Annotated in this window: 17 protein-coding genes and 1 tRNA gene; all 18 read left to right on the forward strand. The window is 60.1% G+C overall.

The window, feature by feature from the left end:
• The first annotated feature begins 153 nt into the window (after positions 1–153).
• Complete coding sequence (locus JNA92_RS17780) at positions 154–627, forward strand: Dps family protein (protein WP_012315825.1); 474 nt, start codon at positions 154–156, stop codon at positions 625–627.
• Positions 628–816: 189 nt separating this feature from the next.
• Complete coding sequence (locus JNA92_RS17785) at positions 817–1,173, forward strand: ribbon-helix-helix domain-containing protein (RefSeq protein WP_241805969.1); 357 nt, start codon at positions 817–819, stop codon at positions 1,171–1,173.
• 53 nt (positions 1,174–1,226) lie between these two features.
• Entirely contained in the window at positions 1,227–1,448 is a 222-nt protein-coding gene (locus tag JNA92_RS17790) for an FmdB family zinc ribbon protein (protein WP_046787975.1), read from the forward strand.
• A gap of 95 nt (positions 1,449–1,543) precedes the next feature.
• The gene (gene aspS, locus JNA92_RS17795; protein ID WP_241805970.1) at positions 1,544–3,319 is read left to right on the forward strand and encodes an aspartate--tRNA ligase; all 1,776 of its coding nucleotides are present in this window, start codon (positions 1,544–1,546) and stop codon (positions 3,317–3,319) included.
• Positions 3,320–3,430: 111 nt separating this feature from the next.
• Positions 3,431–4,177, forward strand: coding sequence for a YebC/PmpR family DNA-binding transcriptional regulator (locus tag JNA92_RS17800; protein ID WP_012315821.1), 747 nt, complete (start codon positions 3,431–3,433; stop codon positions 4,175–4,177).
• Positions 4,178–4,371: 194 nt separating this feature from the next.
• Complete coding sequence (ruvC, locus tag JNA92_RS17805; RefSeq protein WP_012315820.1) at positions 4,372–4,896, forward strand: crossover junction endodeoxyribonuclease RuvC; 525 nt, start codon at positions 4,372–4,374, stop codon at positions 4,894–4,896.
• A 109-nt stretch (positions 4,897–5,005) separates the two neighbouring features.
• Positions 5,006–5,623, forward strand: coding sequence for a Holliday junction branch migration protein RuvA (gene ruvA, locus JNA92_RS17810; RefSeq protein WP_241805971.1), 618 nt, complete (start codon positions 5,006–5,008; stop codon positions 5,621–5,623).
• Entirely contained in the window at positions 5,620–6,666 is a 1,047-nt protein-coding gene (gene ruvB, locus JNA92_RS17815) for a Holliday junction branch migration DNA helicase RuvB (protein ID WP_241805972.1), read from the forward strand. Before ruvA ends, ruvB begins: the two co-directional genes overlap by 4 nt.
• A gap of 125 nt (positions 6,667–6,791) precedes the next feature.
• Positions 6,792–7,244 (forward strand): tol-pal system-associated acyl-CoA thioesterase, encoded by a 453-nt coding sequence (gene ybgC, locus JNA92_RS17820; RefSeq protein ID WP_241805973.1) that lies wholly within the window; start codon positions 6,792–6,794, stop codon positions 7,242–7,244.
• A 2-nt stretch (positions 7,245–7,246) separates the two neighbouring features.
• Positions 7,247–7,942, forward strand: a complete 696-nt coding sequence (gene tolQ / locus JNA92_RS17825) for a protein TolQ (RefSeq protein ID WP_010952367.1) — start codon at positions 7,247–7,249, stop codon at positions 7,940–7,942.
• 14 nt (positions 7,943–7,956) lie between these two features.
• Positions 7,957–8,409 carry a protein TolR gene (tolR, locus tag JNA92_RS17830; RefSeq protein WP_012315816.1) on the forward strand — a complete coding sequence of 151 codons (453 nt, stop codon included), beginning with the start codon at positions 7,957–7,959 and terminating at the stop codon, positions 8,407–8,409.
• A complete protein-coding gene (gene tolA, locus JNA92_RS17835) occupies positions 8,409–9,485 on the forward strand; it encodes a cell envelope integrity protein TolA (protein ID WP_241805974.1) in 1,077 nt (358 codons plus the stop codon). The genes tolR and tolA overlap by 1 nt, the downstream gene beginning before the upstream one ends.
• Before the next feature lie 26 nt (positions 9,486–9,511).
• Positions 9,512–10,783 carry a Tol-Pal system beta propeller repeat protein TolB gene (tolB, locus tag JNA92_RS17840; RefSeq protein WP_241806131.1) on the forward strand — a complete coding sequence of 424 codons (1,272 nt, stop codon included), beginning with the start codon at positions 9,512–9,514 and terminating at the stop codon, positions 10,781–10,783.
• 54 nt (positions 10,784–10,837) lie between these two features.
• A complete protein-coding gene (pal, locus tag JNA92_RS17845) occupies positions 10,838–11,335 on the forward strand; it encodes a peptidoglycan-associated lipoprotein Pal (RefSeq protein WP_023381906.1) in 498 nt (165 codons plus the stop codon).
• Positions 11,336–11,341: 6 nt separating this feature from the next.
• Positions 11,342–12,157: a tol-pal system protein YbgF gene (gene ybgF / locus JNA92_RS17850; RefSeq protein ID WP_241805975.1), complete on the forward strand. Its 816-nt coding sequence runs from the start codon at positions 11,342–11,344 to the stop codon at positions 12,155–12,157.
• A 159-nt stretch (positions 12,158–12,316) separates the two neighbouring features.
• Complete coding sequence (gene queE, locus JNA92_RS17855; RefSeq protein WP_241805976.1) at positions 12,317–12,964, forward strand: 7-carboxy-7-deazaguanine synthase QueE; 648 nt, start codon at positions 12,317–12,319, stop codon at positions 12,962–12,964.
• Positions 12,965–12,980: 16 nt separating this feature from the next.
• A complete protein-coding gene (queC, locus tag JNA92_RS17860; protein WP_241805977.1) occupies positions 12,981–13,655 on the forward strand; it encodes a 7-cyano-7-deazaguanine synthase QueC in 675 nt (224 codons plus the stop codon).
• 61 nt (positions 13,656–13,716) lie between these two features.
• A tRNA-Lys gene (locus JNA92_RS17865) sits at positions 13,717–13,792 on the forward strand.
• Positions 13,793–14,745 lie beyond the last annotated feature (953 nt).

Here is a 14,745-nt window from a genome sequence, read left to right on the forward strand (position 1 = left end):
GTGCCTATTTAACAGCAAACGCGGGGCCTTCTCAAACCGCAGGTGGCTGCCGGCGATGAGTTGCCCTGTGTCATGGGCGCGTGGCGCGAAGTATTGATACAGTGTGTGAGGCCCGCTTGATCATCATCAAGCCATATGAAAAAGGGGAACTTCATGGCAATCGATATCGGTATCAGTGAAGAAGATCGCAAATCCATCGTCGAAGGGCTGTCCCGTCTGTTGTCGGATACCTATGTGCTGTATCTGAAAACCCACAACTTTCACTGGAACGTCACCGGTCCTTCGTTCCGTACCCTGCACCTGATGTTCGAAGAGCAATACAACGAGCTGGCGCTGGCCGTTGATTCCATCGCCGAGCGGATTCGCGCCCTGGGCTTCCCAGCGCCGGGTTCCTATGCTTTTTACGCACGGCATTCTTCCATCAAGGAAGAGGAAGGGGTGCCCGCAGCGGACGAGATGATCCATCAGCTTGTCCAGGGGCAGGAGGCGGTCGTGCGTACCGCCCGCAGTATTTTCCCGGTAGTGGACAAGGTCAGTGATGAGCCAACTGCCGATCTGCTGACCCAGCGTATGCAGGTGCACGAAAAGACTGCATGGATGCTGCGGGTACTGCTTGACGGTAAATGATCAGCCGCTTGTATGAAAAGCGGCCTGCAAAGCCCGGTCGAGTGAAGCTCACCGGGCTTTTTCGTTTGTGCGGGAAGGCTTTGCCGCTGCTTTGCGCCCGGCCGCACGCGCTTCATTGAGCCTCTGGTTCCTGCATCCGTGCCTGTCTTGCGGTGCAGGGGAACATACCTGTGGCGAGGATGTGGGCGCATGATGCAAGCGAGCAAGCGTGGAGTAGGCAAAGGCCGCTGCCTGGGCAGGCAAAGCATTGATCCGTTCAAGGCGGATTTTGACATGATGCAGATTCAGCCGGTATCGCGCTCGGTCCGGCTCAACGGTTTTTCCACCTGCTTGCGCCTGGAGGCAGTCTATTGGCGCATCCTCGAGCGCATCGCAGAGGCCAATGAGTGCTCCGTCAGTGCCATACTTTCCTATGTGGATCGTGAAGTGCACCTGCGCCAGGGTGGGGTACGCAACTTCAGCGGCCTGGTGCGGGTGATCTGTGTTGCGTGGTTGCAGGACGCTGATCGCCAGGCGGGCTGCGCAGTGCCTGTTAACCATATATAATCCCGCTTTTTGCTGCCCCGGGCAGCCAGCGTAATGGTTGACGAGAGACACCCATGCCCCTTTATGACTATCAATGTGCATCCTGCGATCACCGGATGGAAGCGTTGCAGAAGATCAGTGCAGCGCCGCTGACCGACTGTCCGGCCTGCCAGGCGCCGGCATTGAAGAAACTGTTGTCGGTCCCTGGATTTCGCCTGAGCGGTAGCGGCTGGTACGAAACCGACTTCAAGACCGGGGCTAAAAAGAATCTGGCAGGCGGCGACAAGGCCGACTGAGTTGAATTGCAGTAGCCGGGTCTTGCAGTATTAGCCCCCTGGGGCGGCCAAGGCCTCCATCGAATACACGAATCACGAGAAGCGAAACCACCATCATGATGCGCAGCCATTATTGCGGCCAACTGAACGAGAGCCTGGACGGCCAGGAAGTCACCCTTTGCGGCTGGGTCCATCGTCGCCGCGACCACGGCGGGGTGATCTTCCTCGACATCCGTGACCGCGAGGGCATGGCCCAGGTCGTCTTCGATCCCGATCGCGCCGAAACCTTCGCTGCGGCCGACCGCGTGCGCAGCGAATACGTGGTGCAGATCACCGGCAAGGTGCGCAAGCGCCCCGAGGGCGCGGTGAATGCCAACATGGCTTCCGGTGCCATCGAAATCCTCGGTTACCAGCTCAACGTGCTCAACGAAGCTGAAACCCCGCCGTTCCCGCTGAACGAATACTCTGACGTCGGCGAGGAAACCCGCCTGCGCTACCGCTTCATCGATCTGCGTCGCCCGGAAATGGCCGACAAGCTGCGCCTGCGTTCGCGCATCACCAGCAGCATTCGTCGCTTCCTGGACGAAAATGGCTTCCTCGACGTCGAAACGCCGATCCTCACCCGCGCAACGCCAGAAGGCGCGCGTGACTATCTGGTGCCCAGCCGTACCCACGCTGGTAGCTTCTTCGCGCTGCCGCAGTCGCCTCAGCTGTTCAAGCAGCTGCTGATGGTCGCCGGCTTCGACCGCTACTACCAGATCGCCAAATGCTTCCGTGACGAAGACCTGCGCGCTGACCGTCAGCCGGAATTCACCCAGATCGACATCGAGACCAGTTTCCTCGATGAGTCCGAGATCATGGGCCTGACCGAGAGCATGATCCGCAAGCTGTTCAAGGAAGTGCTGGACCTGGAGTTCGGCGAATTCCCGCACATGACCTTCGAAGAAGCCATGCGCCGCTACGGTTCCGACAAGCCAGACCTGCGTAACCCGCTGGAACTGGTTGACGTCGCCGACCAGCTCAAAGATGTCGACTTCAAGGTCTTCGCAGGCCCGGCCAACGATCCGAAGTGCCGCGTTACCGCACTGCGCCTGCCCGGTGGCGCCAGCATGCCGCGCAGCAAGATCGACGAGTACACCAAGTTCGTCGGCATCTACGGCGCCCGTGGCCTGGCGTACATCAAGGTCAACGAGCGCGCCAAAGGCGTCGAAGGCCTGCAGTCGCCGATCGTCAAGAACATCCCTGAAGCCAACCTCAACGTGATCCTCGATCGCGTAGGTGCCGTAGACGGCGACATCGTGTTCTTCGGTGCCGACAAGTTCAAGGTCGTCAGCGAGGCCCTGGGCGCGCTGCGTATCCGTTTGGGCCACGACTTCGAGCTGCTGACCTGCGAGTGGGCACCGATGTGGGTCGTCGACTTCCCGATGTTCGAAGAGAACGAAGACGGCAGCTTCACCGCCCTGCACCACCCGTTCACCGCACCCAAGTGCACCCCCGAAGAGCTCGAGGCCAACCCGGCCACCGCGCTGTCGCGTGCCTACGACATGGTGCTGAACGGAACCGAACTGGGTGGCGGTTCGATCCGTATCCACCGCAAAGAGATGCAACAGGCGGTGTTCCGCCTGCTGGGTATCGAAGCGGCAGAACAGGAAGAGAAGTTCGGCTTCCTGCTCGACGCCCTGAAGTTCGGTGCTCCGCCTCACGGTGGCCTGGCCTTCGGTCTGGACCGCCTGGTCATGCTGATGACCGGTGCCCAGTCGATCCGTGAAGTGATTGCCTTCCCGAAAACCCAGAGCGCCGCGTGCGTGATGACTCAGGCGCCTGGTTTGGTTGATGCCAAGGCCCTGCGCGAGCTGCATATCCGCCTGCGCGAACAGACCAAGGTCGAGTAAGCGGACCCCGGGCGCATCCAGATGGATGCGCCTTTGCGTTTCGGCGCAGGCATTTGTCGTTGCGCCCCTCTCGGGGCGCAATTGTTTGTGTTTCAAGAGTTTGGAGTCGTTATGGCTGGTCATTCCAAGTGGGCGAACATCAAGCACCGCAAAGAGCGCCAGGATGCCAAGAGAGGCAAGATCTTCACCAAGTGGATCCGTGAGCTGACCGTCGCTGCCAAGCAGGGCGGTGGTGACCCGGCTTCCAACCCGCGCTTGCGCCTGGCGCTGGACAAGGCCCTGGGTGCCAACATGAGCCGCGATATCATCGATCGCGCTGTGGCCCGTGGTGCCGGCACCAACGAAAGCGATAACGTTGAAGAGCTGAGCTACGAGGGTTACGGCCCGGGTGGGGTGGCGATCATGGTCGAGGCCATGACCGACAACCGCAACCGTACCGCAGCCGCTGTGCGGCATGCCTTCACCAAGTGTGGCGGCAACCTTGGTACCGATGGCTCGGTGGCCTACCTGTTCGAGCGCAAGGGGCAGATCAGCTTTGCGCCGGGCGTGGACGAAGATGCGCTGATGGAAGCCGCCATGGAAGCCGACGCCGACGATGTGGTGGCCAACGAAGATGGCTCGTTCGAGGTGTTCACCTCGTTCAACAGCTTCTATGCCGTGCGTAACGCCTTGGAAGAGGCCGGCTTCAAGGCCGCAGACGCGGAAATCGTCATGCAGCCGACCACCAGTGCCGAGCTGGATCAGGAGGGCGCGGAGAAAGTGCTCAAGCTGATCGACATGCTCGAAGACCTGGATGATGTGCAGAACGTCTATTCCAATGCACAGATTTCCGACGAGATCATGGAAAAACTCGGCTAAGGTGTCGCCAGCAAGGTTGTAATTGGGGCCGCTGGGCGGCCCATCGCTGGCAGGCCTGCTCCTGTAGTCAAGCGCACCCCTCAAGCGTTGCGCTGGATCTGTGGGAGCAGGCTTGCCGGTGATGGGCTGCACAGCGGCCCCAATAGCCTTGAATTGAGCTCAGGCTTTCAAGCACCCCCTACACGAAAGGCGTTATGACTCTGATTCTTGGTATCGACCCCGGCTCGCGCATCACCGGTTATGGCGTTGTGCGCCAGACTGCCCGTGGTTGCGAGTACGTGGCGTCGGGTTGTATCCGAACCGGCAGCGGCGAGCTGCACGAGCGCCTGCAGATCGTTTTTCGCGGTGTCAGTGAAATCATTGCCCAACATGGCCCGGTGACCATGGGTATCGAGCGCGTGTTCATGGCGCGCAACCCTGATTCGGCCCTCAAACTTGGCCAGGCACGCGGCGCGGCGATCGTCGCCGCCGCCGAGGCCGGCCTGGAAATCGCCGAATACAGTGCGACTCAGGTCAAACAGGCCGTGGCCGGCACTGGCGGGGCTAACAAGGAACAGGTGATGCTGATGGTCATGCACCTGCTCAAGCTGACCCAGAAACCACAGATCGATGCCTCTGATGCCCTGGCGATTGCCCTGTGCCATGCCCATACCCGTTCCAGCCTGGTGCCGCACGGCCTGGCCACGGCGCGGCGGCGCGGTGGGCGCTTGCGTCTGTAGCTGCTTCATGAGCTGATACACATTTTGTCAGGGTGGCGCGTTCACCCGACGTATTTGCTGATAGGGTTGAGCGGTCTTTGATCGGCTCCCCGAGAGGAAGGATCGAAACGTGATTGGACGTTTGCGCGGCACCCTGGCGGAAAAGCAACCGCCGCACCTGATTATCGACGTCAATGGCGTGGGTTATGAGCTTGAAGTGCCCATGACCACCCTGTACCGCCTGCCGAAAGTCGGCGAAACGGTCACCGTGCATACCCATCTGGTGGTGCGCGAAGATGCCCACCTGCTCTATGGCTTTCATGAAAAGCGCGAGCGCGAACTGTTCCGCGAGCTCATCCGCCTCAATGGCGTGGGCCCGAAGCTGGCGCTGGCCTTGATGTCGGGCCTTGAGGCCGACGAACTGGTGCGTTGCGTCCAGGCCCAGGACACCTCGGCGCTGGTGCGTGTGCCTGGTGTGGGCAAGAAGACCGCCGAGCGCTTGCTGGTCGAGCTCAAAGACCGCTTCAAGGCCTGGGAAACCTCACCGGCCATGTTCACGCTTGTTTCGGATGGGCCGGTGCCGGTCAGCAGCGCCTCCAGCGCTGAGGCCGATGCCGTCAGCGCCCTGGTTTCTTTGGGCTACAAGCCGCAGGAAGCCAGCAAGGCAGTGTCCGCGATCAAGGACAAGGCCGGGCTGAGCAGTGAGGAGCTGATCCGTCGCAGCCTCAAAGGGATGATTACCAAGTGATCGAAGCCGACCGCCTGATTGCCGCCAGTGGCCGCGACCGCGAAGAAGTCCAGGACCGTGCCATCCGCCCGCTGCGCCTGGACGAATACATCGGCCAGCCGGTGGTGCGCGAGCAGATGGCGCTGTTCATCCAGGCTGCCCGCGGTCGCAACGAATCGCTCGACCACACGCTTATCTTCGGTCCGCCAGGCCTGGGCAAGACCACGTTGGCCAATATCATCGCCCAGGAAATGGGCGTATCGGTCAAGAGTACCTCGGGGCCGATTCTCGAACGCCCGGGCGACCTGGCGGCCATGCTGACCAACCTCGAACCGCATGACGTCCTGTTCATCGACGAGATTCACCGGCTGTCACCGGTTGTCGAGGAGGTGCTGTATCCGGCCATGGAGGACTTCCAGCTCGACATCATGATCGGTGAAGGCCCCGCTGCCCGCTCGATCAAGCTCGACCTGCCGCCCTTCACCCTTGTGGGGGCCACGACCCGCGCCGGCATGCTCACCAACCCGCTGCGCGATCGCTTCGGTATCGTCCAGCGCCTTGAGTTCTACAGCGACAAGGACCTGGCGACCATCGTCAGCCGGTCGGCCAATATTCTGGGGCTGGTCATCGAGGACCAGGGGGCTTACGAGATCGCCCGCCGTGCCCGCGGCACGCCGCGTATCGCCAACCGTTTGCTGCGCCGCGTGCGTGACTATGCCGAGGTGCGCGGCAAGGGGCAGATCACCAAGGCGGTGGCCGACATGGCGCTCAACCTGCTGGACGTCGACGAGCGTGGCTTCGACCATTCCGACCGCCGCCTGCTGCTGACCATGATCGAAAAGTTCGATGGCGGCCCGGTGGGCGTGGATAACCTGGCGGCAGCGATCAGCGAAGAGCGTCATACCATCGAGGATGTGCTCGAGCCTTATCTGATTCAGCAGGGTTACATCATGCGCACGCCACGCGGGCGCGTGGTCACCCGCCATGCCTACCTGCACTTTGGCCTGAACGTTCCCGGGCGCTTGGGTGAGGGGGCAGAATTTTCCGAAGCAGGCGATGAATGACAGATCGAAACCCGCTTTTCGTGGTCCTACCGCTGGCATGCCTCAGGTGCGCTGGCAATACGACATTAATGAAGAAAAAACAGTTGCTGCAGCGGATTGGCAAGCTGAGGAGTAAGCACTAGAGTATGCGCGCGCAAAATGGCCTGGAACCTTTCGCTCACCGCTGTCGCGTCTATTACGAAGATACCGATGCCGGTGGCGTGGTGTATTACGTCAATTATCTGAAATTCATGGAGCGCGCGCGGACCGAGCGCCTGCGGCACTTGGGGTTTTCCCAGCAGCAACTGGCCGGTGAGAACCTGTTGTTCGTGGTCCATTCGAGCGAAGCGCGCTATCACGCGCCGGCGCGCCTGGACGACGAACTTCGAGTGACCGCGCACGTACTTGAACTCAATCGCGCCAGCCTGCGTTTCGTGCAGCAGGTCTGGCGGGAAAAGGATGAAACGCTGCTCTGCGAAGGGCAGTTCCTGGTGGCCGCCGTGCGCGCCGACACTTTCAAACCCCGAGCCATACCCCCCAAGCTGCGCGACGCCTTTGTGGCGGACGGCTCGGGTACTCAATCGAATGCAGGAGAATAAGCGTGGAAGCTAACGTCGTCGACCATACCTCCATGTGGAGTCTGGTCAGCAATGCCAGCGTGGTGGTACAGCTGGTAATGCTGACCCTGGTGGCCGCCTCGGTCACCTCATGGATCATGATCTTCCAGCGCAGCACCATGCTGCGCGCCGGTCGTCGTGCGCTGGATGCCTTCGAGGAACGCTTCTGGTCGGGTATCGACCTGTCCAAGCTGTACCGTCAGGCAGGCAGCAACCCGGACCCGGATTCGGGCGTTGAGCAAGTGTTCCGTGCCGGCTTCAAGGAGTTCTCTCGCCTGCGCCAGCAGCCGGGTGTGGACCCCGACGCGGTCATGGAGGGCGTTGGCCGGGCCATGCGTGTAGCCATCTCGCGTGAGGAAGAAAAACTCGAGCAGAGCTTGCCGTTCCTCGCCACTGTCGGTTCCACCAGCCCGTACATCGGTCTGTTCGGTACCGTGTGGGGCATCATGAACTCCTTCCGCGGCCTGGCCAGCGCCCAGCAGGCGACCCTGGCCACCGTGGCCCCGGGTATCGCCGAAGCGCTGATCGCTACCGCCATCGGTCTGTTCGCGGCAATCCCGGCGGTTATCGCCTACAACCGTTTCGCCGCACGCAGCGAAGTGCTGATCGGTCGTTACTACACCTTCGCCGACGAGTTCCAGGCGATCCTGCACCGCAAAGTGCACACCAGCGAAGAGTAATCAGGTACAAACCCATGGCCCGAGTTCGCCACAAACGCAAGCCGGTCGCCGAGATGAACGTGGTGCCCTACATCGACGTGATGCTGGTGCTGCTGGTCATCTTCATGGTGACGGCTCCCATGCTCAATCAGGGCGTGAAGGTCGACCTGCCCAAGGTTTCCAGCGAAGCCTTGCCGCAGGACAACAATGTCCAGATCCTGACCATCTCCATCAAAGCCGACAAGACGTATTACTGGAACCTGGGCAGCGAAGTCGATACCGACAAGCAGATGGACAAGGCCATGACCTTGCCCGAAATGACCAGTGCAGTGACCAAGATCATTGCCGCCGGTCGCGACCAGGGCAAGCAGACCCAGGTCTTCATTCGTGGCGACAAGGCTGTCGACTACGGCGCGGTCATGGGTGCCATGGGCGGGTTGCAGAAGGCCGGTGTCGGTAACGTTGGCCTGATTACCGAGGCGCCCTGATGCAACAGCGAGAGCCATCCGCCTCGGAAAGCTACTTCTGGCCCAGTGTCTGGGCCATCGGCCTGCATGTGCTTGTGTTCGCATTGCTGTTCGTCAGTTTTGCCATGACGCCAGAATTGCCGCCTTCCAAGCCGATCGTTCAGGCTACGCTGTATCAGCTCAAGTCCAAGAGCCAGGCGACCACCCAGACCAATCAGAAGATTGCCGGGGAAGCGAAGAAAACCGCCGCGCGTCAGACCGAAGTCGAGCAGTTGGAACAGAAGAAGGTCGAGCAGGAGGCCGTGAAGGCCGCGGAACAAAAGAAAGCCGATGCCGCTCAAAAGGCCGAAGAGGCTCGCGAAGCTGCTGAGGCGAAGAAGGCAGAAGACGCTGCCAAGGCCGCCGAAGCCAAGAAAGCCGCCGAAGCCAAAAAGGCCGACGAGGCGAAAAAGGCCGCTGAAAAGCAGCAGGCCGACATCGCCAAGAAAAAGGCTGAGGAAGAGGCCAAGAAGCAGGCTGCCGAAGAGGCCAAGAAACAAGCCGCCGAGGATGCCAAGAAGAAGGCAGCCGAGGAGGCCAAGAAGAAAGCAGCCGAGGACGCCAAGAAAAAAGCGGCGGCCGAGGAAGCGAAGAAGAAGGCAGCTGAAGAGGCCAAGAAAAAGGCCGCTGCAGATGCCCAGAAGAAAAAGGCACAGGAAGCGGCCCGCAAGGCGGCAGAAGACAAGAAAGCCCAGGCCCTGGCCGAGCTGTTGTCTGACTCCACCGAGCGGCAGCAGGCGCTGGCCGACGAGCAGGGTGACCAGGTGGCCGGCGATTTCGACGACCTGATCCGCATGCGAGCGGCCGAAGGTTGGGCGCGTCCCCCTTCAGCGCGCAAGGGCATGACGGTAGTCCTGCAGATCAACATGCTGCCCGATGGCACCATCACCAATGTCAGCGTGTCGCGCTCCAGTGGTGACGGCCCGTTCGACAGTTCGGCGGTGGCAGCGGTCAAGAACATCGGTCGTCTGACCGAAATGCAGGGCTTGAAGCCGAACGAGTTCAATCCGTATCGTTCGTTCAAGATGACATTTACACCTGAGGATCTAGCGTTGTGATTAAACTCCTTCGAGGACTGCTGGTCATGCTGTGCTGCGTGGCAGGCATGGCCATGGCAGAGGAAAAGAACATCCTGGTCACCAGCGGCAGCGATCGGGCAACGCCCATCGCGGTAGTGCCGTTCGGTCTGCAGGGTGGCAGTGTGCTGCCGGAAGACATGGCCGATATCATTGGTAATGACCTGCGCAACTCCGGCTACTACGCGCCCATCCCGCGGCAGAACATGATCAGCCAGCCTACCCAGGCCAGCGAAGTGATCTTCCGGGACTGGAAAGCCCTGGGCGCCCAGTACGTGATGGTCGGCAGCATCGTACCGTCGGGCGCCCGCCTGCAGGTGCAGTATGCGCTGTTCAACGTCGCCACCGAGCAGCAAGTGCTGACCGGCAGCGTTGCCGGCAGCGTCGACCAGTTTCGCGACATGTCGCACTACATTGCCGACCAGTCGTTCGAGAAGCTCACCGGTATCAAGGGTGCGTTTTCCACCCGCATGCTGTACGTGACCGCCGAGCGTTTCTCGACCAATAATACCCGCTACACCCTGCAGCGTTCGGACTACGACGGTGCGCGTGCAGTGACGTTGCTGCAGTCGCGTGAGCCTATCCTGTCGCCGCGTTTCGCCCCGGATGGCAAGCGTATCGCCTATGTCTCGTTCGAGCAGAAGCGTCCGCGCATTTTCATCCAGCACATCGACACAGGCCGCCGTGAACAGGTGACCAACTTCGAAGGCCTCAACGGCGCGCCTGCCTGGTCGCCGGATGGTTCGCGCCTGGCGTTCGTGCTGTCCAAGGACGGTAACCCGGACATCTACGTGATGAACGTGGCTTCGCGCCAGATCAGCCGTGTCACTGCCGGCCCAGGTATCAATACCGAGCCGTTCTGGGGCAAGGATGGCAACACCCTGTATTTCACCTCCGACCGTGGCGGCAAGCCGCAGATCTACAAACAGTCGGTCAGTGGCGGCAGCGCCGAGCGTGTGACGTTCGTCGGTAACTACAACGCCAACCCGAAGCTTTCGGCGGATGAAAAGACGCTGGTAATGATCCATCGTCAGCAGGGTTTCACCAACTTCAAAGTGGCGGCGCAAGACTTGCAAAGAGGAAGTGTAAAGATTCTCTCGGAAACAAGTCTTGATGAGTCTCCCACTGTTGCGCCAAACGGCACCATGCTAATCTACGCCACCCGCCAGCAGGGCCGGGGAGTCTTGATGCTCGTGTCGCTTAATGGCCGCGTGAGGCTCCCACTTCCTACCGCTCAAGGCGAAGTCAGAGAACCGTCCTGGTCCCCTTACCTGAACTGATCGCGGCGTAATACGTTTTGCTTAACACACTGGGGTTTCATTAGGAGTTTCACGATGGAAATGCTGAAGTTTGGTAAATTTGCTGCGCTGGCTCTGGCCATGGCTGTAGCTGTAGGTTGCTCCTCGAAGGGCGGTGACAACGCTGGCGAAGGCGCTGTCGATCCTAACGCTGGCTACGGTGCCAACACTGGCGCTGTTGACGGTTCCCTGAGCGAAGAAGCCGCCCTGCGCGCAATCACCACCTTCTACTTCGAATACGACAGCTCGGACCTGAAGCCAGAAGCCATGCGCGCTCTGGACGTTCACGCCAAGGACCTGAAAGCCAACGGCAACCGCGTTGTTCTGGAAGGCAACACCGACGAGCGCGGTACTCGCGAGTACAACATGGCTCTGGGCGAGCGTCGTGCCAAGGCCGTTCAGCGCTACCTGGTTCTGCAGGGCGTTTCCCCTGCTCAGCTGGAACTGGTTTCCTACGGCGAAGAGCGTCCAGTTGCCACCGGCAACGACGAGCAGTCCTGGGCTCAGAACCGCCGCGTAGAACTGCGTAAGTAAGTTCTTATGCGTATGTGCCGTCGTGCTGTGACCGTCCTCGCACTCAGCCTTCCGCTTTCGGCGTGGGCTGCGGTTCCTGTAGTAGATGACAACGCAGGTGCTTATCCACCTTCGGGTTATGGCACGAGCGGCGCCTATGCCGGGGCAGGGGCTTCGACCCCTGCCTCAGCACAGGGCCAGCTGTTCATGCAGCTGCAACAGATGCAGGACCAGATATCCCGCCAGCAAGGCATCATCGAAGAGCTGCAAAACGATGTCGCCCGCATGAAGCAGGAAAGCCTGGAGCGTTACCAGGATCTGGACCGCCGCATCAACAGTGGTGGCGCGCCTGCCGCGACCCCCGATAATTCCTCCACCGGTGGTGCACCCGATGCCGCCGCCGGTGCAGCAGCAGGCGCCGCTGGCGCTGCTGCACAGCAGCCGGCCGCCAACAGCGAGCCGGGTGATCCGGCGAAAGAAAAGCTCTATTACGATGCGGCTTTCGACCTGATCAAGCAGAAGGACTTCGACAAGGCCAGCCAGGCGTTCGCCGCCTTCCTGCGCAAGTACCCGAACAGCCAGTACGCAGGCAACGCCCAGTACTGGTTGGGTGAGGTAAACCTGGCCAAGGGTGACCTGCAAAGTGCCAGCCAGGCTTTTGCCCAGGTCAGCCAGAAGTATCCCAAGCACAGCAAGGTACCGGACTCACTGTACAAGCTGGCCGACGTCGAGCGCCGCATGGGCCATACCGACAAGGTCAAGGGCATCCTGCAGCAAGTCATTACCCAGTACCCCGGCACCTCCGCCGCACAGCTGGCGCAGCGTGACCTGCAGAAGCTCTAAGTAACACCGTTCAAAAGAAACCCGCGCCAGTCGCGGGTTTTTTCGTTAGAATCAGTGCCCTTTTTCTTAAACACGCTGCTGCGGATAACGCCATGTCGAGTCCGCGACAGTGCCTGACGGAGGCGGACAGCCTGTTTAGCTGTCACGCCCGTGGCGATCATGCAAGACACATTACGCATCACCGAAATCTTTTACTCTTTGCAGGGTGAAACACGCACGGCTGGGCTGCCCACGGTATTCGTGCGCCTGACCGGTTGCCCCCTGCGCTGTCAATATTGCGACAGTGCCTACGCCTTCAGTGGCGGTACTGTGCGTAGCCTCGATTCGATCATGGAACAGGTGGCCGGCTTCAAACCACGTTACGTCTGCGTAACGGGCGGCGAACCCCTGGCTCAGCCAAATGCCTTGCCGCTGCTGCAGCGTCTGTGCGATGCGGGCTATGAGGTTTCGCTGGAAACCAGTGGTGCCCTGGATATCTCGGGTACCGATGTGCGCGTCAGCCGCGTGGTGGACCTCAAGACGCCGGGCTCCGAAGAGTCCCACCGCAACCTCTACGAGAACATCGAGCAGCTGACCCGCAATGACCAGGTCAAGTTCGTCATCTGCTCGCGCGAAGACTATGACTGGGCGGTGTCCAAGCTGATTCAGTACAACCTCGCCGAGCGAGCCGGCGAGGTGCTGTTTTCGCCAAGCCATCACCAGGTGAAGGCCAGTGATCTGGCCGACTGGATCGTTGCCGACAACCTGCCCGTGCGTTTCCAGCTGCAGCTGCACAAGCTGCTGTGGAACGACGAACCCGGACGTTGATTAGGAGCAAACGCACATGACTGAGAAACGCGCAGTAATCCTGCTGTCCGGCGGCCTGGACTCGGCCACTGTCGTCGCCATGGCCAAAGCTGAAGGCTACAGCTGCTACACCATGAGCTTCGATTATGGCCAGCGCCATCGTGCTGAATTGAACGCTGCGGCGCGGGTCGCCAGTGACCTTGGCGTGGTCGAGCACAAAGTCATCGGCTTGAACCTCGATGGCATAGGTGGTTCGGCGCTGACCGACAGCAGCATCGATGTACCGGAAGCCCCGGGCGAGGGCATTCCGGTGACTTACGTGCCGGCGCGCAATACCGTGTTCCTGTCCTTGGCCCTGGGCTGGGCAGAGGTGCTGCAGGCGCGCGACATCTTCATCGGTGTCAATGCCGTGGACTATTCGGGCTACCCCGATTGCCGACCTGAGTTCGTCGAAGCGTTCGAGCGCATGGCCAACCTCGCTACCAAGGCCGGTGTCGAGGGGCAGGGCTTCCGCATCCAGGCGCCACTGCAGAACATGAGCAAGGCGCAGATCGTACAGGCCGGTATGGCCCGTGGTGTGGACTACAGCCTGACAGTGTCCTGCTACCAGGCCGACGATGACGGGCGTGCCTGTGGCAAGTGCGACAGCTGTCGCCTGCGCGCCGATGGCTTCAAGGCTGCCGGTGTAGACGACCCAACCCGTTATTTTTGAAAAAAGTTTTGATGGGGTGTTGATTTCTCGTTAGAAATCAGTATTATACGCGCCATCCAACGGGTCGTTAGCTCAGTTGGTAGAGCAGTTGGCTTTTAACCAATTGGTCGTAGGTTCGAATCCTACACGACCCACCATATGCAAAGCGGTTCGTGAGTGCTGGAGAGGGGCTTGTATCAGCCAGCTTTCTAGTCTTTCAACCGAATGGAGCGAGCAACAGGCGCGCTTCACCGTGACGTAAATATGAAAAAGCCCGCAACCTTCATTGGTTTGCGGGCTTTTTCGTTGGTCCAGCAAACGAAGGCACCTGCCTCTACCTGCATTCCGCGGTGTCGAACGGTTGGCGTACAGGGTTTATACACGGCGCAATTTTGTCGAGGCGCAACAGGTGCACCCCTTGGAGGTCGAAATTTCAGCTTTAAGAGTGGTTGTGTGCGCGTATTTAAGCGGACGGGATTGCTCTTGGCTTCAGCATTTCATACGTCGCGGAAGCCCTTTCACCAACGCATTCCGGGCCTGTATCGTCTAGGAATACCTATAACTGGAGCAACGCTTTGTCACCGCCAGCCCGTGTTCATCGCATCAAGATGTGTGACCGGTAGGCTTAGGTGGGAAACTGTAAGCCATCCCTACAGAACGTGGTGCCGTGTGAATGAAACCAAACTGTGCGTAAAGGTCTTGTGCTTGGCCATCCGCGATAAGGCTGACGTACCCACTTTCAGGGACGTTGGCTTGAATGTATTTAATAACTTCAGCCATGATTCGTTTTCCGGCAACAACGGATAAATTTCAAATGCTCGCTGCGTAGCAAGCCGCAGTAGTAAAGTCTCTGAGATCCCCCTAAGCATCATGCCCGTTCATACATGCCTACTGCATCAGGCTCAAGATCCCCGCAGCTCGCTTACCGCTTCAAATGGTTCAGGGGCTGTCGCATTTTGGGGGCCATACGCGGCATAGAATGCGTTGTAACCGCTCCATGAACCCCACATTCAAAGCCACTTCCTGACGCCGCATGCTGGCCGGCCGGTTAGCGCACATTGCCGCGAACCGCTGGCCCACCTGGGCTGAGAAACCAACCCCACACTGCTGC

The organism is Pseudomonas putida (assembly GCF_022627325.1).
Taxonomy (GTDB): domain Bacteria; phylum Pseudomonadota; class Gammaproteobacteria; order Pseudomonadales; family Pseudomonadaceae; genus Aquipseudomonas; species Aquipseudomonas putida_X.